Annotated in this window: 18 protein-coding genes; 14 read left to right on the forward strand and 4 right to left on the reverse strand. The window is 43.0% G+C overall.

Annotated elements, in window-relative coordinates; all coding sequences use genetic code 11:
• Nucleotides 1–48: 48 nt before the first annotated feature.
• The 6 genes from C6348_RS14335 to C6348_RS14360 all read left to right on the forward strand — a co-directional run bounded on the left by C6348_RS14335 (nucleotide 49) and on the right by C6348_RS14360 (nucleotide 7,892).
• Nucleotides 49–2,484 (forward strand): heavy metal translocating P-type ATPase, encoded by a 2,436-nt coding sequence (locus tag C6348_RS14335; RefSeq protein WP_106043577.1) that lies wholly within the window; start codon nucleotides 49–51, stop codon nucleotides 2,482–2,484.
• A complete protein-coding gene (locus C6348_RS19180; protein ID WP_258182048.1) occupies nucleotides 2,481–2,615 on the forward strand; it encodes a hypothetical protein in 135 nt (44 codons plus the stop codon). The genes C6348_RS14335 and C6348_RS19180 overlap by 4 nt, the downstream gene beginning before the upstream one ends.
• A 175-nt stretch (nucleotides 2,616–2,790) precedes the next feature.
• The gene (locus C6348_RS14345) at nucleotides 2,791–4,068 is read left to right on the forward strand and encodes a cation:dicarboxylate symporter family transporter (protein WP_003213370.1); all 1,278 of its coding nucleotides are present in this window, start codon (nucleotides 2,791–2,793) and stop codon (nucleotides 4,066–4,068) included.
• Nucleotides 4,069–4,084: 16 nt separating this feature from the next.
• On the forward strand, nucleotides 4,085–5,530 hold the full coding sequence (gene aspA / locus C6348_RS14350) for an aspartate ammonia-lyase (RefSeq protein WP_034659994.1): 1,446 nt from the start codon (nucleotides 4,085–4,087) through the stop codon (nucleotides 5,528–5,530).
• Between the two features lie 116 nt (nucleotides 5,531–5,646).
• The gene (locus C6348_RS14355; protein ID WP_060597303.1) at nucleotides 5,647–6,963 is read left to right on the forward strand and encodes a sensor histidine kinase; all 1,317 of its coding nucleotides are present in this window, start codon (nucleotides 5,647–5,649) and stop codon (nucleotides 6,961–6,963) included.
• Nucleotides 6,960–7,892 (forward strand): response regulator, encoded by a 933-nt coding sequence (locus C6348_RS14360; protein ID WP_066030411.1) that lies wholly within the window; start codon nucleotides 6,960–6,962, stop codon nucleotides 7,890–7,892. Before C6348_RS14355 ends, C6348_RS14360 begins: the two co-directional genes overlap by 4 nt.
• A gap of 16 nt (nucleotides 7,893–7,908) precedes the next feature.
• Here C6348_RS14360 and C6348_RS14365 read toward each other — a convergent pair whose 3' ends face one another.
• On the reverse strand, nucleotides 7,909–8,517 hold the full coding sequence (locus C6348_RS14365) for a TetR/AcrR family transcriptional regulator (RefSeq protein ID WP_106043578.1): 609 nt from the start codon (nucleotides 8,515–8,517) through the stop codon (nucleotides 7,909–7,911).
• Between the two features lie 90 nt (nucleotides 8,518–8,607).
• On the opposite strand from C6348_RS14365, the gene C6348_RS14370 reads away from it, so the two are divergent.
• Complete coding sequence (locus C6348_RS14370; protein WP_034659988.1) at nucleotides 8,608–9,156, forward strand: hypothetical protein; 549 nt, start codon at nucleotides 8,608–8,610, stop codon at nucleotides 9,154–9,156.
• Nucleotides 9,157–9,395: 239 nt separating this feature from the next.
• Here the strand turns inward: C6348_RS14370 and C6348_RS14375 are convergent, their stop codons facing one another.
• The 3 genes from C6348_RS14375 to C6348_RS14385 are packed head-to-tail and all read right to left on the reverse strand — an operon-like array spanning nucleotide 9,396 to nucleotide 11,963.
• The gene (locus C6348_RS14375) at nucleotides 9,396–10,334 is read right to left on the reverse strand and encodes a metal ABC transporter substrate-binding protein (RefSeq protein ID WP_106043579.1); all 939 of its coding nucleotides are present in this window, start codon (nucleotides 10,332–10,334) and stop codon (nucleotides 9,396–9,398) included.
• A 13-nt stretch (nucleotides 10,335–10,347) separates the two neighbouring features.
• Nucleotides 10,348–11,220, reverse strand: a complete 873-nt coding sequence (locus C6348_RS14380) for a metal ABC transporter permease (RefSeq protein ID WP_106043580.1) — start codon at nucleotides 11,218–11,220, stop codon at nucleotides 10,348–10,350.
• A complete protein-coding gene (locus C6348_RS14385; protein ID WP_060597298.1) occupies nucleotides 11,220–11,963 on the reverse strand; it encodes a metal ABC transporter ATP-binding protein in 744 nt (247 codons plus the stop codon). Before C6348_RS14385 ends, C6348_RS14380 begins: the two co-directional genes overlap by 1 nt.
• A gap of 427 nt (nucleotides 11,964–12,390) precedes the next feature.
• Here C6348_RS14385 and C6348_RS14390 point away from each other — a divergent pair, with 427 nt between their 5' ends.
• The 7 genes from C6348_RS14390 (at nucleotide 12,391) to C6348_RS14420 (ending at nucleotide 20,672) form a co-directional block, all read left to right on the forward strand.
• Nucleotides 12,391–14,490, forward strand: a complete 2,100-nt coding sequence (locus C6348_RS14390) for a heavy metal translocating P-type ATPase (protein WP_106043684.1) — start codon at nucleotides 12,391–12,393, stop codon at nucleotides 14,488–14,490.
• 142 nt (nucleotides 14,491–14,632) lie between these two features.
• Nucleotides 14,633–15,319 carry a DsbA family protein gene (locus C6348_RS14395; RefSeq protein ID WP_060597713.1) on the forward strand — a complete coding sequence of 229 codons (687 nt, stop codon included), beginning with the start codon at nucleotides 14,633–14,635 and terminating at the stop codon, nucleotides 15,317–15,319.
• On the forward strand, nucleotides 15,316–15,729 hold the full coding sequence (locus tag C6348_RS14400) for a disulfide oxidoreductase (protein WP_003212957.1): 414 nt from the start codon (nucleotides 15,316–15,318) through the stop codon (nucleotides 15,727–15,729). The genes C6348_RS14395 and C6348_RS14400 overlap by 4 nt, the downstream gene beginning before the upstream one ends.
• A 146-nt stretch (nucleotides 15,730–15,875) precedes the next feature.
• The gene (locus C6348_RS14405; protein WP_003212961.1) at nucleotides 15,876–16,487 is read left to right on the forward strand and encodes a trimeric intracellular cation channel family protein; all 612 of its coding nucleotides are present in this window, start codon (nucleotides 15,876–15,878) and stop codon (nucleotides 16,485–16,487) included.
• Between the two features lie 321 nt (nucleotides 16,488–16,808).
• Nucleotides 16,809–18,824: a Na+/H+ antiporter gene (locus C6348_RS14410; RefSeq protein WP_034659982.1), complete on the forward strand. Its 2,016-nt coding sequence runs from the start codon at nucleotides 16,809–16,811 to the stop codon at nucleotides 18,822–18,824.
• Nucleotides 18,825–18,887: 63 nt separating this feature from the next.
• On the forward strand, nucleotides 18,888–19,757 hold the full coding sequence (locus C6348_RS14415) for an ROK family protein (RefSeq protein WP_106043581.1): 870 nt from the start codon (nucleotides 18,888–18,890) through the stop codon (nucleotides 19,755–19,757).
• 69 nt (nucleotides 19,758–19,826) lie between these two features.
• A complete protein-coding gene (locus C6348_RS14420; RefSeq protein ID WP_106043582.1) occupies nucleotides 19,827–20,672 on the forward strand; it encodes an aldo/keto reductase in 846 nt (281 codons plus the stop codon).
• Nucleotides 20,673–20,686: the final 14 nt, after the last annotated feature.

The following is a 20,686-nucleotide window of genomic DNA, read 5'->3' on the forward strand; positions in this document are numbered from 1 at the left end:
TTTTTCAAAAAAAGATACCCCTATGGAGTATGTGGAGAGGTGAGATCAATGAAAAAGGAAATCGACTTTCAAATTACGGGGATGACCTGTGCTGCCTGTGCAGGCCGCATCGAAAAGGGATTGAACAGGCTGGAAGGTGTGGAGGATGCCAATGTGAATTTGGCGCTGGAAACATCTCATATTGTGTATGAAACAGAACAACTAACACCAGATGATCTGAAGCAAAAAATTCAATCCTTTGGCTACGGTGTGGTGATGGAGCAAGCAGAGTTTGATATAGAGGGAATGACGTGTGCGGCTTGTGCCAACCGAATCGAGAAAAAAATTAACCGGATGGATGGTGTTGATCACGGATCTGTGAACTTTGCGCTTGAGACACTTCAGGTCACGTATCACCCTGGCCAAACGTCTACAAGTGATATAAAGGAGGCGGTTCAGTCCATTGGATATTCTTTAATTGAACCAGCTGCAGACGAAGCAGAAGAAGGAAAGAAAGATCATCGCCAAGCAGCAATAGAGAAGCAGACGGCACGCTTTTTATTTTCAATGATCCTGTCACTGCCGCTTCTTTGGGCAATGGTCAGCCATTTTTCCTTCACGTCTTTTATTTGGCTGCCAGAAGCGTTCATGAATCCATGGGTTCAGCTGGCTTTAGCAGCGCCGGTTCAGTTCATTGTCGGCTGGCCCTTCTATGTAGGAGCATATAAAGCTTTACGTAATAAAAGTGCCAACATGGATGTTCTTGTCGCACTTGGGACATCAGCTGCGTTTTTCTATAGTTTATACGAAAGCATTCAGTCAGCGGTTCAAGGCACACGTGAGGCAGCCCTCTATTATGAAACAAGTGCTGTGCTTATTACGTTGATCGTGCTCGGAAAATTAATGGAAGCAAGAGCAAAAGGGAGATCATCAGAAGCGATTCAAAAGCTGATGGGCCTACAAGCGAAAGAAGCGGTCATCGAGCGAGATGGAAAAGAGATGACCGTGCCTATTTCCGAAGTAAAAGTGAATGATCTTGTGTTTGTCAAACCGGGTGAGAAAGTGCCGGTAGATGGAGAGATCGTGGAGGGAACAACCGCAATTGATGAGTCCATGATTACGGGAGAAAGTCTGCCTGTTGATAAAACGGCTGGTGATGCGGTCATCGGGGCAACCATCAATAAAAATGGGTTTGTGAAAGTGAAAGCGACAAAGGTTGGGAAAGAGACCGCCCTTTCACAGATTATCAGAGTCGTAGAACAAGCACAGGGCTCAAAAGCACCGATTCAAAGGATGGCAGATCAAATATCAGGGATATTTGTTCCTATCGTTGTAGGAATTGCTGTGCTCACGTTCCTGATATGGTTTTTCCTTATTGACCCAGGAAATGTGACGTCAGCCCTTGAAACGTTTATCGCAGTCATCGTCATCGCATGTCCGTGTGCGCTCGGTCTTGCCACACCAACCTCTATAATGGCTGGAAGCGGCCGTGCAGCTGAATCAGGCATTTTGTTTAAAGGCGGGGAGCATTTAGAAGTGACCCAATCACTTGACACGGTGGTTTTAGATAAAACAGGGACTGTGACAAAAGGGGAGCCGAGTCTGACAGATGTGATGGTATCTGACAATTGGACAGAAGATACGCTGCTTCAGCTAGCAGGATCGGCAGAACAGCAGTCGGAACACCCGCTTGCCAGAGCGATCACAGACGGAATGAAGGAACAAGGTCTTGAAGCGGTCGAGATCGAAGCCTTCCAAGCAGACCCAGGCCATGGAATTGAAGCAAAGGCCGCAGGACACAAGCTTTTGATTGGAACGCGTAAGCTATTACAGAAACATCATATCCCATATGATCAAGTCGAAGCATCCGTCACACTACTGGAGCAGCAAGGGAAAACAGCTATGCTTGTCGCGATTGACGGCGAAGTCGCCGGCATTGTCGCAGTGGCAGATACGATCAAATCATCCTCACCTCAAGCTATCAAGCGTCTGAAAGAGCAAGGGATTCACGTTGTGATGATGACAGGTGATAACAAGCTGACGGCAGAGGCGATTGCGAAACAGGCGGGCATTGATCATGTCATTGCGGAAGTCCTGCCTGAGGAAAAGGCTGCTCACATTGCGGCGCTTCAGGAACAAGGAAAGAAAGTCGCCATGGTCGGAGATGGCATCAATGATGCCCCGGCTCTTGCGACAGCGAATATTGGGATGGCAGTTGGAACAGGGACAGATGTTGCCATGGAAGCAGCAGATATCACGCTCATGACAGGAGACCTCCATGCCATTGCAGATGCGCTTGAATTTAGTAAAAAAACAATGAGAAACATCAAGCAAAATCTATTTTGGGCGCTTGCTTATAACTGCATTGGGATACCGATAGCTGCTTTTGGACTTCTTGCGCCATGGCTTGCAGGAGCAGCAATGGCCTTTAGCTCCGTGTCGGTTGTATTGAATGCGCTCAGATTGCAGCGTTTGAAACCGGTTAGAGAGGGAGTGGCACAATGAAGCTGAATGTCAAATGGATTTGGACGATTAGTGCATTGTTCTATGTTGCTCTTGTTCTTATTGGATATGCTATGTATGATGAATTTTATCCAAAGCAAGAACCGCCAAGTGAACAAATGCAACATCATTAAGACTTCGCCAAAAGCGAAGTCTTTTTTTAACAATTTTGTGGAAAAACCCACCTTTTAAAAGATTTTTCATAAAAAATTCACTTCTTTTTGTTCCTTTTTGTCGTTTTTTGTAGGTTCATCGTTAAGATGCGATTAAGCAACAAAGAAAGCGTTATCAAAAAAAGGGGGTTCACGTATGAAAAAGTTAGGGTTAGCTTCTCAAATACTCATTGCACTTGTTCTGGGTGTTATCGTGGGAGCGCTGTTTTATCAAAATGAAACCGTTATTAATGTGTTAACGCCGATTGGCGATATATTCATCCATTTAATTAAAATGATCGTTCTTCCAATTGTTATTGCTGCGTTGATTGTAGCAGTAGCTGGTGTAGGGGATATGAAAACCATCGGAAGACTCGGCGGAAAAACGATTCTTTACTTCGAAATTGTGACAACGATTGCATTAGCAGTGGGACTGCTTGCAGCAAACGTCTTCCATCCTGGTACAGGAATTGACATGAGCAACATGGAAAAAGGCGATATCTCTAAATATGAAGAGACATCGAAAGCTTCTTCCGAAAAAGCGAGTTTCTCTGAAACCATTGTGCATCTAGTGCCAACAAACGTTTTCCAATCCATTGCAGAAGGTGATCTATTACCAACGATCTTCTTTACAGTCTTATTCGGATTAGGAATTGCCGCAGTAGGAGACAAAGGGAAACCAGTATTAGGATTCTTTGAGGGTATACTCGAAGCCATGTTCTGGGTGACCAATAAAGTGATGAAGTTTGCACCATTTGGTGTATTCGCGCTCATCAGCGTGACGGTGATCAAATTCGGGGTCGGAGCGCTTCTCCCGCTAGGTAAACTGGTACTTGTCGTTTACGGTACAATGGCATTCTTCGTTATTGTCGTACTTGGCATTATCGCAAAATTAGCTGGAACAAGCGTCTTTACACTATTTAGAGTGCTAAAAGAAGAAATCATTCTTGCATTCTCAACAGCAAGTTCAGAAGCTGTACTGCCTAGACTTATGGATAAAATGGAGAAGTTCGGCTGCCCGAAAGCGATCACGTCGTTCGTTATCCCAACAGGCTACACCTTTAACCTAGATGGAAGTGCCATCTATCAATCCATTGCCGCCATATTTGTTGCACAAATGTACGGCATGCCGCTTTCCATCTATGAGCAAATTACGTTACTATTAATCTTGATGCTGACATCTAAAGGAATGGCTGGTGTACCAGGTGCATCAATCGTTGTTGTCATCACAACACTTGGTGCAATGGGACTGCCGCTTGAAGGACTTGCCTTCATCGTTGGGATCGACCGTATACTTGACATGGTTCGTACAACTGTTAACGTATTTGGTAACTCACTTGCCGCCATTGTCATGTCTAAGTGGGAAAAAGTTTTTGATCAAGAGAAATCGAAGAAGTATATTGAGGAATTAAAACAACAAACAAAAGCAGCGTAAAAGGAGATCTTTTCAAATGACGAAGCTACAGGACAAGCAAGTTCGAATCGAACGAGACTTTCTAGGTGAAAAGGAAGTAGACACTCAAGCGTATTATGGAATTCAAACATTACGTGCAGTAGAGAACTTTCCAATTACTGGCTACCATGTTCATGAGGAACTCATCAAAGCATTAGGGATTGTCAAAAAGGCAGCCGCACTTGCAAATATGGATACACAACGACTATATTCTGGTCTTGGAGAAAAAATTGTTCAAGCCGCAGATGAGGTTATTGAAGGAAAATGGAACAATCAATTTATTGTCGATCCAATTCAAGGCGGGGCTGGCACTTCAATGAATATGAATGCCAATGAAGTCATTGCAAATAGAGCGCTTGAACTACTAGGAAAGGAAAAAGGCGCTTATACTGAGCTAAGTCCAAACACGCATGTGAACATGTCGCAGTCAACAAACGACGTTTTCCCAACAGCGATTCATATTTCAACATTGAATATGATTGAAAAACTACTTTATACGATGGAAAACATGCATCAAGTCATGACGGAAAAAGCGCAGGAATTCGATCATGTGATCAAAATGGGACGTACGCATCTTCAGGACGCTGTTCCAATCAGACTTGGTCAGGAGTTTAGTGCTTATGCAAAGGTTCTTGCTCGTGATATTAAACGTATCAAGCAGTCTAGACAGCATTTATATGAAGTCAATATGGGAGCAACAGCAGTCGGAACTGGATTGAATGCTGATCCTAAATATATTCGTCAGGTGGTAGGCTATCTATCTGACATTAGCGGATTACCGTTAGTTGGAGCTGAAGACTTAGTCGATGCCACGCAAAATACGGATGCTTATACAGAAGTATCTGCTGCACTTAAAGTATGTATGATGAATATGTCCAAAATGGCGAACGATATTCGTTTGATGGCTTCAGGGCCAAGAGCAGGTTTTGGTGAGCTTCACTTGCCGCCGAGACAGCCAGGTTCATCCATCATGCCAGGGAAAGTCAACCCAGTGATGCCTGAGGTCATGAACCAAGTGGCATTCCAAGTCATCGGAAATGATCATACGATCTGTCTTGCATCAGAGGCTGGTCAGCTTGAACTGAACGTTATGGAACCAGTTTTAATATTCAACTTACTACAATCTCTCAGCATGATGAAAAATGTGTTTGAGTCCTTCATGGACAACTGCTTGCGTGATCTAAAAGCAGATGAAACGAGATTAAAAGAATATGTAGAAAAAAGTGCTGGTGTCATGACAGCGGTGAATCCGCATATTGGTTATGAAGCTGCTGCACGAATTGCAAGAGAAGCGATTCTTACAGGCGCATCTGTACGTGAGCTTTGTCTGCAAAATGATGTGTTAACAGAAGAAGAGCTTGACGTCATCTTGAATCCTTTTGAAATGACCAAACCAGGTATTGCTGGCGCATCACTTTTAGAAAAGGATCGTTTAGAAGATTAAGCGGCATCATGAGAAGCGCACACCGACAAAGTTCCGGTGTGCGCTTTTTCATGGATGTTTGTTTTTCTCAAGCTCACATAGTATACTATCGTCAATTATTAGGGATGTGACTGCGTTTGAATCTACTGAAAAAATGGCTGAATACAGAGCCTTATTTAATTGTGATGCTCATTGTACTGACACCGATTGGCGGAGAGTTCAAATTTTATCCATTTGAGGACAGCTTTCGGGTCAGTTTTGGAACCGTTGTCTTTTTCTTTATCCTGCTTCAAATGAAAAAATTCCCGGCATGGGCAAGCGGTATTATTGCAGGGGTATCTGTTTTTGCGTTTCGCGTGCTTCTTGATACAGCCGTCACAGGTCATCTTCCGCTGGAAGAAGCGGTTTCATTAAGATTTCCTTCCCTTCTTTATTATGTCGTCTATGGCACGCTCTTTTATTTATTACAGGTCAGACGTTTCCGCGATCAGCCTTGGCTGATTGGTGCGACAGGCATCATCATGGAACTGTGTGCGAGCGTTGTTGAGATGATTGCACTTCGTGGCACCATTGATGAAATTTTAACGATGCGGACGCTGTTTCAACTTTTTGTTTTAGCGATTTTCAGAAGCTTTTTCGTGTTGGCTTGTTATACAATGATTCGATTATATGAAGAGCAGGCGAGAGAGCGTCAAATGAAAAAGGAAAAGGAACATCTGCTGATGCTTCTGTCTAACCTTTACACGGAATCTACATACTTTCATAAAACACTTGCACATGCTGAGCACATTACAGCGACATCCTATCAATTGTATCAATCCCTGCACCACGCAAAGGATACAGAATCATTGGATTTGAAAAAGCTCGGAAAAACAGCCCTGCAAATTGCAGGAGAGGTACATGAGATCAAAAAGGATAACCAGCGGATTTTTTCTGCATTATCAAAGCTGATTCATGAAGAAAATTTCCAGGCTTATGCAAGTCCTGCCCATATTGCTGGGCTTGTGATTCGTATCCATGAAAATTACGCAGAATCTCTTAAAAAAAACATTGTCTTTCATTATGATGAAGATGGGCAGCATCCCGCCTATCACGTGTATACCATTCTATCTTTGTTAAATAATATTGTTTCCAATGCTGTCGAAGCCATTCCAGTGGATGGAGAGGTGTCACTCTCTATTTCACAGAAAGAGAACCAGGTGATCTTTCAAATCAGTGACAACGGGCCTGGCATTAAAGAGCGTAATCATCATGTTATTTTTAAACCCGGTTTTACTTTAAAATACGACCAGGCTGGGAATCCATCAAGCGGTATCGGGCTTTCCTATGTGAAGGATACAGCGGAGAAGCTTGGCGGAAGTGTTGAGATGAAGAGTATCCCAAATAAACAAACGATTTTCACGTTAACGATACCAGTGGATCAAGTCAGTAGAAAAGAGGGGATTGGGAGATGAGATTTTTTATTGTTGATGATGATGAAGCCGTGCGTTCTTCACTGGCTCAGCTCATTGAAGATGAAGAGCTTGGCATTGTCGCAGGGGAAGCAGAGGATGGCGCAGAGTTAACGGCAAGCTACTTAAATGATTTGCACATTGATATCTTATGTATTGATCTATTGATGCCGGAAAGAGACGGTCTTGAAACGATTCGAGCCATTAAGGATGAGTTTCATGGGAAATACTTAATGCTGTCGCAGGTAGAAACAAAGGAATTAATCGGCCAGGCGTATACGCTTGGTGTTGAGTATTATGTGACAAAGCCAATCAATCGTGTAGAGGTCTTAAGTGTGCTCCATCTCATGATTGAACGTCTTCATTTAGAGCATTCAATTGAAAACATTCAGCACTCACTCAAATCCGTCATGCAGTTTCAGCAGCGCGGTCAGACGAAAACGAAGCAGCGGGGGAAAAGTCTTGCAGAGGCAGGTCAGTTCTTGCTGGCGGAGCTTGGGATTGTCGGTGAGAAGGGGTCTAAAGATTTATTAGATATGATTCTCTTCACAGATCAGTATGTAGCGCTGCATACCGATCATCACGATTCCTTTCCTTCTTTAAAGATCATTTTTACCGGAATCACGGAGGATAAATTAAATGAGCCGTACACATCAGCAGACATTGCAAGAGAAGCGAAGGCAGCGGAACAGCGGGTAAGACGTGCGATCAACCAATCTTTGAAACACATCGCATCACTTGGGTTAACTGATTTTTCTCATCCAACGTTTGAAAATTACGCATCTAAATTCTTTGATTTCACCATCGTGCGAAAGAAAATGAGTGAATTAACAAAAGAGACGAGCGGTAGAGAAGAACATACTCGTATCAATGTGAAGAAATTTGTGCAGGTGCTCTACTATGAAGCAAAACGTATTTTTATGGAAGATTAAAAAAAGACATGCTCCCTCATGAGGGAGACATGTCTTTTTTGGTGATGGATTGCAGATGCATCTGCAGCACGGAGCGTAAGAGCTCAGGCGGTAAACGATGAGGCTGCAAGATTCCATTCAATGCAAGCCCGTTGATGACCGCATAAAGCCGCTCAGTTTCGACTAAAAGATCGATATGATCAAGCAAAAGCCCATCCTCTTTTAATTTCATTAAACAATATTGGGTCATTTGGAGAAGCTCGTCATACATCTTTGCATTGAGCGGCTGTAAATCTGGTTCAGTCAGCGACTTGACTGTAAAAGCTTGCCACACCTCCATTTCAAATCTTCGTTCTTCATCAAGTGGAAGAACCTGCTCCAATAACGCGAGGACATTTTCTTCCGTTGAACCATTAAGCTGAAGTCCTGTCATACGCTCTTTGACTCTTTCCTGAATCAATGTCATAGAGAAAAGAAATAACTCTTGCTGTGTGGAAAAATAATGACGCATAGAGCCCGCTGAAATACCAGCTTCTACCGCTACTTTTCGTACAGAAGCGTTTTCCAATCCATCCTGTTTAATCACTCTCATGGCAGCTTGAGCGACTTTTTGTTTTTGTTTATGGTGATCGACGATTTTTGGCATACATTGATTTTAGCACAGCCATTGTTTTTTTAACACAGTTGTGTTATTTTTTATTTAATACAATTGTGTTAAAAAAGGATGTGGTGAAAATTGGTCGGGTTATTGATTGTGGCATGTGAAATTGGTTTTTGGCTGTTTATTCTGGTGGGTTTAACACTGCGTTATGTATTTAGACAGAAAAAGTGGGGCGCCTTCTTTCTGGTCTGTACGCCGATTTTGGATCTAATCCTTCTTGCGGCTACTTATATGGATTTAAGGCAAGGGGCTGTGGCGAGTGTCATCCACGGGCTTGCGGCTGTTTATATTGGGGTGAGTCTCGCCTTTGGACATCAAATGGTGAAATGGGCAGATGCTCGGTTTGCTTATCGATTTGCAGGAGGCCCTAAGCCGAAGGGAAGACCTAAGTACGGGAAGGAACGGTCAGTGTATGAAATGGTCAGCTGGACGCGGCATTTCGTCTCTTATGTCATCGGAGCTGGTCTGCTATTTGGTTTATCCTATCTCATACAAGCACCAGAACGAACGGAATCACTGATGCAGCTCGCCGGTGTGTGGGGGATGGTCTTAGCCATTGATTTCGTCATTAGCATTAGCTATGTGATCTGGCCGAAAAAGCATCCTCAAAATATAGCCAGCTAACAAAAAAGACAGGCGGATTTACTCCGCCTGTCTCAGCGTGTAGACAAACCCTCGCATTCGTTGTCAGTCCTGCGCGCTGGTGCTCACGAATGTCAAATTCGTTCCGCAAAAGTAGCTGTCCTTCCTAGACTGCAAAGGTTTTCTATCACGCTGAAAAGAAGACAAAGGGCTAAAATAAACATCATTTTAGCCCTTTGTCAACAATCTAAGACAGGCGGAATCACTCCGCCTGTCTTTTCTTATGATGAAAGCCCTTTGTAAATGGTGTCAATATTCCATTTCATCATCTTATAGTAGCTGTCTCCGTCTTCACCTTTCTTTCCAATAGAGTCAGTGAATACTTTTCCTTTAATCGGAACCCCGGTTTCCTCAGATAAGCTTTCAAGGATGCGTTGATCGACACTTGTTTCAAGAAAGAGCGCAGGAACTTGATGATCTTTGACAAAATGAATGATGCGCTTCATTTGTCCAGGTGTTCCTTCACTTTCTGTGTTGATCTCCCAAATGTAGCCTGCTTTCAGTCCATAGGCATCTGCAAAATACTTGAAGGCTCCCTCACTTGTCACAAGGAGCTTTTTGTCTTTTGGCAGCTGATCGAACTTGTCTTTTGCTTCATCGTGAAGCGCTTGAAGCTTTTTGATATAGGCTTCTGTATTTTTTTCGTAATCCTCTTGATGCTCAGGGTCTGCTTCAATAAGCGCATCCCGGGCATTTTGAGCATAAAGAATCCCATTTTCGACATTCAGCCAGGCGTGGGGGTCCTGCTGGCTTTCGAGTCCTTTTGAAGATAAATGCTTTACTTTGACGCCTTTACTTAATTCAGCTACAGGTGCATCATCCCCGTCCTTGCCACTCGATTCGAGCAGCTTTTGAAACCAGCCGTTCCCTGTCTCAAGGTTTAAGCCATTATATAGAACAAGGTCTGCATCCGTTGTATGCTGAACATCCTTTGGCAGTGGGTCGAATTCATGTGGGTCTGTACCAATGGGAACAATGCTGTGAATAGAGACGTGCTCTCCGCCTACTTCCTTCACAATGTCATAAAGAATGGAGTAGGTCGTGACGACTTTTAATGTGCCGTCATCTTTGCCGGAATTATTTTGTTTAGTAGAACAGCCTGCGATGACCACAAGGGCAATGAATACTGCGATCAAACGGATTGCAAATACCTTCTTCATATATGTCCTCCTTTTACATAGACGCTTCCTTTTTTAGCTGCGTTCGTTTTCGTTTAGATTTTAATGATCTCCATAGAATTCCTTGCTTTGGTGAAAAGATAAAGGCACTCCCGAATAAAATGGTCGCGACCAGCACGATAGAAGCGCCAGACGACAAGTTATACGTAAAACTAAGCCCAAGTCCCACGACGGCAGAAACTGCACCGAAAAAAGCAGATAAATAAATCATGATCCATAGCCGGTCTGTTAAGAGATAAGCAGTGGCTGCCGGCGTAATAAGCATGGCAACGACAAGAATAATCCCAACAGTTTGCAGTGACGCAACGGTCACAAGGGTCAACAAGGTCATGAGAAAATAATGGATCATTCGATTCGGTAAACCGTAAACCGAAGAAATGACCGGATCAAATGAACTAATGAGCAGTTCTTTGTAGAAAACGATAACAGCCAGCAGGATAAAAATGCCGATGCCAAGCGTAATCCACATATCAGATGACCGAACAGCTAGGACGTTTCCAAACAAGATATGATATAAATCACTGGAACTTTTCAAAAATGTGATTAAAATGATCCCGATTGAGAAAAAGGCGGTGAAGACAATGCCGATGGCAGAGTCATTTTTAATGCGGCTGTTTTGACTCACGTATCCGATCCCAATTGCTGTTAACACTCCAGTTAAAACGGCTCCGAAGAAAAAGTTAATTCCCAGCATATAAGAAATGGCGACACCTGGCAGCACTGCATGCGAAATGGCGTCTCCCATCAGGGCCATGCCCCGTAAAATGATAAAGCAGCCAATGACCCCGCAAATAATGCCTACCATGACGGATGTAAATAATGCTTTTTGTAAAAACGAATATTCAAAGAGTCCGGTTAAAAATTCCATTACACGTCTCCTCCTGCTGATTTTAAGAATGGTAGCTGCGTTTCATATGCCTCCAGCATGACCTCTGGGCGAAGGATGTCGTGTACAGGTCCAGCTTTGATGAGTTTTTTATTTAACAGAACGAGGTGGCTGAAGTAATCATCGGCTTTACTTAAATCATGATGGACAACCAAAATGGTTTTTCCTTCATCCCGTAATTCTTGCAAAATGCGAACCATCGTTTCTTCACTGGCCATATCAATCCCAACAAACGGTTCATCCAAACAGAAGAGCTGTGCGTTTTGCGCAAGTGCTCTTGCAAGGAAGACACGCTGCTGCTGACCGCCGGATAACTCACCAATCTGTCTTTTGGCAAAGTCCTGCATGCCGACCTTTTCTAAACAGTGGTACGCATATGCCCGGTCTTCTTTTTTCGGACGTTTCATCAGGCCAAGCTTCGGATATGTTCCAAGTAGCACGGTATCCAGCACATGAATAGGAAACGTCCAGTCTAGATCATTTCTCTGTGGTACATAGGCGATCTGTTTTCTGACTTGTTTAAAGGGCTGTTCAAAAAAGCGAATATCCCCTTGGTCTTTTTCAATTAAATCCAAACATGCCTTGAGTAAAGTCGATTTACCGGCACCATTTGGACCTATGATTCCTGTCATCGTTCCTTCCTGTATGGAAAGAGAGATGTTCTCTAATGCATCCTGCCCGTGATATGAGACATGAAGACGGTCGATTGTTAAAGCATTTGGCATCTCTTGCGGCCCCTTTCAATCATCATTGCTCTTCCTAAAGATATATGCATACATTAAATAATTTTGACTAAAGGATGAAATGATTCTCTAATGCTAATTTGTTTCCTTAGGGAAACTTTTATTTTATTCTAAGTGTATGTCCTTCTTTTGTAAAGAGAAAAGCTGCACTTATTTCGTCAGAGGTCAAACGATCGTTTTTATGTTATGCGGGGAGCGGGGGACATGAGCTTGGTTTATTGAAAATCCGTTGGCAGGATTGGGCATAAAAAAACCAAACATTTGCTTATAAATGATTGACAGCTGATCAGAACTCCTCATATAATAAAGATAATTCAATATATGAATATGTGCTCATATATAATATCCACAGCAGCTGATAGGTTTGATTGAATCAGGGAAGGCTACTTATATAGAAAAAGGTGAGAACATGAAAAAGATGAAGGATGAATACGTATTAAGCGGTCTTGATTGCGGCAACTGTGCACGTAAAATAGAAACAGGTGTCAGCAAAATGGATGGTGTTGAAGCTTGCTCTGTTAATTTTGCGACAGGCACATTGACTGTTACGCATGCAGATAAGCAAGAAACGATGTCAAGGCGCATTGAAAAAACCGTTCAATCCATTGAACCTCATGTGAGTGTATCACCGAAAGAAGAAGGACATCATCACGATCATGAGCATGGGACGAAAAATTTAAAAACGATTGTGCTGAAATTAATTGGCGGTGCAGTCATTGGAACAGCAGCTTTCTTTATACCTGAAGATGGTGTATTAAAGTTCATTATGTTCTTCGCAGCATATTTACTAGTCGGCGGTGATGTGGTTTTTAAAGCGCTGAAAAATATCGTGCGCGGCCAAGTATTTGATGAGAACTTCTTAATGACGATTGCAACGGTTGGTGCTTTTGTCATTCAGCAATATCCAGAAGCGCTTGCTGTCATGCTGTTTTACCAAATTGGAGAGCTCTTCCAAGGGGCGGCAGTGAACCGTTCAAGACGATCAATTAGTGAATTAATGAATATACGTCCAGAATACGCGAATCTAAAAGTAGGAAATGAAACGAAAAAAGTGAATCCGGAAGAAGTAAAAGCCGGTGACCGTATTGTTGTGAAGCCGGGTGAAAAAATTCCGCTGGATGGGCTCATTGTTGAAGGTTTCTCGCTCGTAGATACATCTGCATTAACAGGGGAGTCGGTGCCGCGGGATGTAGAAGCGGGAAAAGAAGTTCTTGCAGGATTTTTGAATCAAAACGGTATACTTGAAATTGAAGTGCAAAAAGAGCTAAGTGAATCGGCAGTGACAAAGATTTTAGATTTGGTTGAGAATGCGAGCAGCCGAAAAGCACAGACAGAAAATTTCATCACAAAGTTTGCAAAATATTATACACCGGCTGTCGTCTTGCTTGCCTTATTGCTTGCCTTTATGCCGCCGCTTCTCATTCCATCGGCACAATTGTCTGACTGGGTGTACCGGGCACTTGTCTTTCTCGTGATCTCTTGTCCTTGTGCTCTTGTTGTGTCCATTCCATTAGGATTTTTCGGGGGAATTGGGGCAGCTTCTAAACGAGGCATCCTTGTGAAAGGCAGTAATTATCTAGAAGCATTGAATTCTGTGAGATATGCTGTATTTGATAAGACGGGCACACTCACAAAAGGAAACTTTACGGTGACCAATATCGTCACAGCCAGTGACAAGTGGTCAGAAGAGGAGCTGCTTTCTTTTGCAGCACTGGCAGAAGCCCATTCCTCACACCCTATTGCAGAATCGATTAAAGCGGCATACAGCTCGCCGCTTGATGAAAGCCAGATTGAAGCATATGAGGATATCGCGGGACATGGAATTAAAGCGACCATCAGCGGTTCCCATATCTTAGCGGGAAATCATCGCTTGATGGAGCGAGAAGGCATTGCGTATGAAAAAGAAAAAAGAAGCGGAACCGTTGTGTACATGGCGATTAACGGTGAGTTTGCTGGATCGATCTTGATCGCAGATGAATTGAAGGACGATGCAATCGAAGCCGTCTCTGCTCTAAAAGCGTCTGGGATTCAAACTGTTATGCTCACTGGTGATGCTAAGCAAGTCGGAAATGCGGTCGCCAAGCAAATTGGCATCGACGAAGTACATGCAGAATTATTGCCGCAGGATAAAGTAACGAAAATAGAAGAAATTGATCAGAAAAAAGCGCCTCAAGAAAAGCTGTTATTTGTTGGGGACGGCATTAATGATACACCTGTATTAGCAAGAGCAGACATAGGAATTGCAATGGGCGGGCTTGGATCAGATGCAGCTGTCGAAGCGGCTGATATCGTCATCATGACGGACCAGCCATCAAAGGTAGCAGAAGCCATCGCTGTCGCGAAACGAACAAGAAGGATTGTATGGCAGAATATCGCATTTGCCCTTGGTGTCAAAGGCATTTTCCTATTACTCGGTGCATTCGGTATTGCGACCATGTGGGAAGCCGTCTTCTCGGATGTCGGTGTCACCGTACTCGCTGTTTTAAATGCCATGAGGGTCATGAAATAAAATTGTAAGGAAAATTTCATGAATACCATCTTTCATAATGGACCCCCTCTTGTTAAAATAGAAGAAGTTGGATAATGGCATTTTTCTAAGCTATTATCCTTTTTCTTTTTTAAGGAATGAAAAAGATAAGGTAGGTGCTTATGTGAGTAAGAAAAATAATCAATCTTCATCCATTAAATTTGCTGTTATTTTAACCATCATCGCAGCTCTTCTCATCGGTCTATTTGTTGTGATTGGGAACAAGAACAGCCAAGAAGCACAAACAGTTGACAGTAAGCCTTCGATTAAAGGACAGCCTGTCATAGGGGACAAAAACGCAGCGGTGCAAGTCGTTGAGTTTGGGGACTACAAATGTCCGTCATGTAAATCATTTGAAACAGACATTTTCCCAAAACTGAAAGCAGACTACATAGATAAAGGCGATGTATCCTTTTCATTTATTAATTTACCACTGCCTGTTCATGGAGATGGCGCAGTATTAGCAGCACTAGCTTCTGAAGAAGTGTGGAAAGAAGATCCAAAAAACTTCTGGGCATTCCATGAAGCTGTCTATCAAGCACAGCCAGATAGTGAAGCAGAATGGGTTACGCCTGCTAAGCTGACTGAACTAGCGAAAAAGACAACAAAAATTGATACGGACAAACTCAAAGATAACTTATCAAAGAAAACGTATCAGCCGCAGCTGAACACAGACGATCAGCTTGTGAACAAATATAAAGTGAATTCAACACCAACGATTTTGATTAACAATAAACAAGTTCAAAACTTTTATGACTATGATGAAATCAAAGAATTAATTGATCAAGAGCTCAAAGGGAAAAAATCATGAAGAATAAGCTCATTTACTTATACAGTGCTTGGATTGTCTCTATCGTTGCGACGATGAGCAGCCTGTATTTAAGTGAAATAAAGAAGTTTATCCCATGCGATATGTGCTGGTTTCAGCGCATTTTCATGTACCCGCTCGTGCTCTTACTTGGAATTGCTACGTTCCGGGGCGATGTCAAAGTGAAGTATTACGTACTGCCTTTGGCTGTGATCGGTGCTGGCTTTTCCATCTATCATTATATGGAACAAAAGATCCCGGGCTTTGCGTCGATTCGCCCTTGCTTAAGCGGCATTCCTTGTTCCGTTGATTATCTGAACTGGTTTGGTTTTATTACCATTCCACTATTGGCTCTCATTGCATTTATTCTTATCATCATCAGTATGCTGCTGTTAAATGCAAAAGAAGATTGAGAGATAGCCTGCTTTTAAGCGGGCTATTTTTTATTTTTGCAAAAAGATAAAATTTAAAGAAAATTTGTATTGCTTTTCGCTTATGTCAGATATACATTAAGGGAGTAGTGTTAGATGATCAGATCATGTAAGGAGATAAGCGGAAAATGGCATGGGAAGTCTTAAGTATCATTGGTATTATCGCATTCGCCATTAGTGGTGCGATAGTAGCAATGGAGGAAGAGTACGATATTCTTGGTGTGTACATTTTAGGGATTGTGACAGCATTTGGCGGTGGAGCGATTCGAAATCTATTAATCGGTCTTCCGGTGTCTGCTTTATGGTCACAGGGCAAAATGTTTACCATTGCTCTTGTATCCATTACGATTGTGTTTCTTTTTCCAAAGCTTTTGCTCAAGCACTGGAGCACATGGGGGAATTTCTCGGATGCGATTGGTTTAGCAGCGTTTGCGATTCAAGGTGCATTATTTGCTGTGCAAAGAGAGCTTCCGCTCAGTGCGGTCATTGTGGCAGCCATTTTGACTGGAAGCGGAGGCGGAATTGTGCGTGATTTATTGGCAGGGCGAAAGCCGCTTGTGCTAAAAGCGGAGATTTACGCAGTTTGGGCAGCACTTGGCGGCTTACTCGTAGGACTCGGTTTAGCACAAGGAGAGATTGCTTTGTATTTGCTGTTTCTCATCCTTGTCGTATGCAGGGTTTGTTCCTACCTATTCAAATGGCGGCTTCCCGCTAGGTCTTATTTTTTAAATAAAGGGTAAAACGAGAAAAGAGCGGTTTCGCTCTTTTTTTGTGTTTGATACGAGCTGGATGTCAGCAGGTAATGGAGTTTTCGTGTAAAATAAAAGCAGGGTCTTTTTGTTCATCATTAGAACAATACATGTGATGAAAATTTTGTCAGCTGGCTGAATATCTGGATTCAGCCTTTTTTTGCCTAGATGGATTGTTATGTGTTGGTTTCACATTTTGCGGAATACTAAAGAAGCACCTATGATCGGACGGATGAATCAACATGGAATGAACACATCTTTGCATGTAAGCAAAACTTGACGAAAAAATTGAAATAGGAGGGACACGTACTAGTGGAGATTTTTTTGGCAGTGCTCGTATTACTAGCACTCATCGCATCATCTAATATTATCAATCGTTTTGTCCCCTTTATTCCAGTCCCGTTAATTCAAGTGGGCTTAGGAATATTGGTGGCGGCTTTTCCTTCAGGTTTACATATTTCTTTAAATCCCGAACTATTCTTCGTTTTATTCATTGCGCCGCTGTTATTTAATGACGGGAAGCGTACCCCAAGGGACGAGCTGTGGAAATTAAGAGCGCCGATTCTTCTGTTAGCCCTAGGGTTAGTATTTGCGACAGTCATTGTAGCAGGATATACCATCCATTGGATGATCCCAAGCATTCCGCTTCCAGCCGCATTTGCGCTTGCAGCGATTTTATCACCGACAGATGTGGTAGCAGTCAGTGCTCTTTCCAGCCGTGTGAACATGCCAAAGGGTATCATGAGACTGCTGGAAGGCGAGGGATTGATGAACGATGCATCAGGACTTGTCGCCTTTAAATTTGCCATTGCTGCAACAGTGACTGGCGCTTTTTCGATTGCTGAGGCATCCTTTAGCTTTGTTCTGATTGCCGCAGGTGGTCTATTGACTGGATTTATTCTATCCTTTTTTATCATTCGTTTTCGCTATTTCCTCCGCCGTCTAGGAATGGACGATGTCACGATGCACATCATCCTGCAAATTCTTACACCATTTGTCATCTATTTAGCAGCGGAAGAAATCGGTGTGTCCGGTATTTTAGCGGTTGTTGCTGGCGGTGTGACACACGCTATTGAGCAGGATCGAATGGAAGCAAATTTAGCCAAACTGCAAATTGCTTCGTCAAACACATGGAATATTATTTTATTTATTTTAAACGGACTTGTTTTCGTTATCCTTGGATTGCAGATTCCTGATGTATCGACGGTCATTTTCCAGGATGAAGCCTTTAATAATATGCAGGTCATCAGTTACATCTTAATCATCACACTGTGTCTTATGATCCTGAGGTTCTTATGGGTATGGCTGTTCTGGGCAGGGAATTGGAGTGCAACGAAAAAGCAAAACGTGAAAAAACCGAAGCTTCGCGCCTCGATGCTCATGACATTCTCTGGTGTTCGTGGGGCTGTGACATTAGCCGGTGCCTTCTCCATCCCATTTACACTTGCGGACGGATCACCGTTTCCTGAACGGCATTTGATTATTTTCCTCGCAGCAGGCGTCATCTTATGTACACTCATTTTAGCTAGTGTGTTACTGCCTCTTTTATCTGAGAAAAAAGACAAGCAAATCGCCGTGGACTTGGATACAAAGATTCAGCATGCGAAACGGAAGCTGCTAAGAAGTGCCATTAAAACCTTAAGAGAAGGGATGAATGAAGACAACAGGGAAGTGTCTCTTGCACTCATCAATGATTACCGAATGAAGCTGCGTAATATCCAGCGTGAACCGTATCAATTCGGGATGAGAAAACAAGAGAGAAAGATCAGGCTGCACGGAATCAAAGCTGAGCAGATGAAGCTGCAACAGCTCATTGAGGAAGAGAAAATCGATAAAGAAGAAGCCTATGAGCTGCAAGAAAGATTTCATGAGCTCGAAATGCTGTATTCAAACTCCTTCAAAATCCGTTTTTCAAAAGTGAAGTTTCTGCGCTTGCTTCAATGGCTCCAATTATGGCGGCCGAATCAGCACGTTTCCAGCGGCATTTTAGAAAACGAGGGCTCGTACAAACAAATCCGTAAGAAAACGGCTGAGGCTGCTGTGGACTCGATCAAACAGCATATGACCGATGAAAATAAACAAACGTGTCATCAAGTGATTGGTTTTTACAACCAAGTCATTTATCGATGTGAACACGGTCCAAGCTTCTTTCAGCAAAAAGACCGTTCATTTGACCGGAAGAAAAAAGAGCTTAACTTCCAAGCTGTACAGACAATACGAAATGAAATTCAAACTCTGTATGAAGATGGTGAAATCAATCGTGATATTGCCCATCATTTAAGGGAGTATATCAATGACATGGAAGCTGTTCTCCTGACCAATACGTAATGTTGTCATCTTTTCCCCTATGTTTTATGATGAAGAAAGAGAACGAGCAGGGGGAGATCAAAGATGGCGTATTATGGAGCAATTGAAGCTGGCGGTACAAAGTTTTGTTGTGCAATAGGCAATGAGCATGGGGACATTCTCGAGGAAATGACGATTCCAACAGAGCACCCAGAAAAAACATTACAAAAGCTCATTCCGTTTTTCGAGCAGCATGACATTGAAGCATTAGGGGTCGGCTCCTTTGGACCAATCTGTGTTCAAAAAGACGATCCTTCTTACGGTTATATCATGAACACGCCGAAAGTAGAGTGGAAGCATTACCCGTTCATTCCAGAGCTAGAGAAGCAATTACGGGTCCCAGTATCCTTTACAACAGATGTTAATGCGGCAGCCTTAGGTGAATTAACAAAAGGAGCAGCCAAAGGGCTGAATAGCTGTATGTATATCACGGTCGGTACGGGTATCGGTGCCGGAGCTGTTGTGAAAAATGAGCTTCTTCACGGTCATTCGCACCCAGAGATGGGGCACATCCTTGTCAGGCAGCATGAATCAGACCCGTTTGAAGGAGTCTGCCCAGCGCATGGGACGTGTTTAGAAGGACTGGCAGCTGGCCCAGCGATTGAGAAAAGGTGGGGGAAATCTGCCAAAGAGCTCACGGAGGAAGAATCAGTTTGGGCACTTGAAGCTGATTATTTGGCGCAGGCGCTGATGCAGTACTCGCTCATTTTAAGCCCAGAGCGTATCATGATGGGCGGGGGCGTCATGAAGCAAAAACAGCTGTTTCCACTGATTCGAGAGAAGCTTGCTGCTTATCTCAATGATTATGTAGACCTGCCGCCGCTTGATACATACATTGTCTCTCCTGGACTTGAGGACAAGGCTGGCATGACAGGTGCTTTGCTGTTAGCCATCAAAGCGAAGAAAAATGCCTGATAATAGAGTTTTAATGGACAACGTGAGATAATGAAAAAGATGGAATCTATGAAAAAGGTGGTTGTTAAAATGGTCAAAAGCTTGAATGATACCGTAACACTGAATAACGGAGTGGAAATGCCTTGGTTTGGTTTAGGTGTATTCAAAGTGGAGGACGGCAATCAAGTGGTAGATGCCGTAAAAGCAGCCATACGAAACGGATACCGCAGTATTGATACAGCTGCCGTTTATAAAAATGAGACAGGCGTAGGCAAAGCGATTAAAGAATCTGGCGTGAAACGAGAAGACTTGTTCATTACGTCTAAAGTATGGAACACGGATCAAGGCTATGACAAAGCGCTGGCTGCGTTTGACGCAAGCTTGAATCGATTAGGTCTTGATTACTTAGACCTCTATTTGATTCATTGGCCTGGCCCAAATGCAGATACATTTAAAGACACATGGCGTGCGCTTGAGACGCTTTACAAGGATGGGAAAGTGAGAGCCATAGGCGTCAGCAACTTCTACATTCAGCATTTAGAAGAGCTGTTAAAAGATGCTGAGGTTGTTCCAGCCGTGAACCAAGTTGAATTTCATCCGAAACTGACACTTGTCGAACTGCGTCAATACGCAAAAGAAAAAGGCATTCAAATTGAAGCGTGGTCTCCGCTGATGCAAGGAAAGCTATTAGATCATGACGTATTGAAAGACATTGCTGCACGCTACAACAAATCTGTTGCGCAAGTCATCTTGCGCTGGGATCTGCAAAGCGGCGTCGTGACGATTCCTAAATCAATCAACGAAGAACGCATTAAACAAAATGCAGATATTTTTGATTTCGAACTATCCAAAGAAGACATGGAAAAAATCGATGCATTAAACAACAACGAGCGCGTCGGCTCGAATCCAGAGACGATGATAGTTGGGTTTGAATAAATGAAAAAATCCTC

It is taken from the genome of Bacillus sp. YBWC18 (assembly GCF_002998775.1).
Classification (GTDB): Bacteria; Bacillota; Bacilli; order Bacillales; family Bacillaceae; genus Bacillus.

Excerpts from the sequence above, each read along its gene's own strand:
- C6348_RS14335 (WP_106043577.1), top strand. The coding sequence starts at position 49 with ATGAAAAAGGAAATCGACTTTCAAATTACGGGGATGACCTGTGCTGCC.
- C6348_RS19180 (WP_258182048.1), top strand. The coding sequence starts at position 2,481 with ATGAAGCTGAATGTCAAATGGATTTGGACGATTAGTGCATTGTTCTAT.
- C6348_RS14345 (WP_003213370.1), top strand. The coding sequence starts at position 2,791 with ATGAAAAAGTTAGGGTTAGCTTCTCAAATACTCATTGCACTTGTTCTG.
- aspA (WP_034659994.1), top strand. The coding sequence starts at position 4,085 with ATGACGAAGCTACAGGACAAGCAAGTTCGAATCGAACGAGACTTTCTA.
- C6348_RS14360 (WP_066030411.1), top strand. The coding sequence starts at position 6,960 with ATGAGATTTTTTATTGTTGATGATGATGAAGCCGTGCGTTCTTCACTG.
- C6348_RS14365 (WP_106043578.1), bottom strand. The coding sequence starts at position 8,517 with ATGCCAAAAATCGTCGATCACCATAAACAAAAACAAAAAGTCGCTCAA.
- C6348_RS14375 (WP_106043579.1), bottom strand. The coding sequence starts at position 10,334 with ATGAAGAAGGTATTTGCAATCCGTTTGATCGCAGTATTCATTGCCCTT.
- C6348_RS14380 (WP_106043580.1), bottom strand. The coding sequence starts at position 11,220 with ATGGAATTTTTAACCGGACTCTTTGAATATTCGTTTTTACAAAAAGCA.
- C6348_RS14385 (WP_060597298.1), bottom strand. The coding sequence starts at position 11,963 with ATGCCAAATGCTTTAACAATCGACCGTCTTCATGTCTCATATCACGGG.
- C6348_RS14390 (WP_106043684.1), top strand. The coding sequence starts at position 12,391 with ATGAAAAAGATGAAGGATGAATACGTATTAAGCGGTCTTGATTGCGGC.
- C6348_RS14400 (WP_003212957.1), top strand. The coding sequence starts at position 15,316 with ATGAAGAATAAGCTCATTTACTTATACAGTGCTTGGATTGTCTCTATC.
- C6348_RS14405 (WP_003212961.1), top strand. The coding sequence starts at position 15,876 with ATGGCATGGGAAGTCTTAAGTATCATTGGTATTATCGCATTCGCCATT.
- C6348_RS14415 (WP_106043581.1), top strand. The coding sequence starts at position 18,888 with ATGGCGTATTATGGAGCAATTGAAGCTGGCGGTACAAAGTTTTGTTGT.
- C6348_RS14420 (WP_106043582.1), top strand. The coding sequence starts at position 19,827 with ATGGTCAAAAGCTTGAATGATACCGTAACACTGAATAACGGAGTGGAA.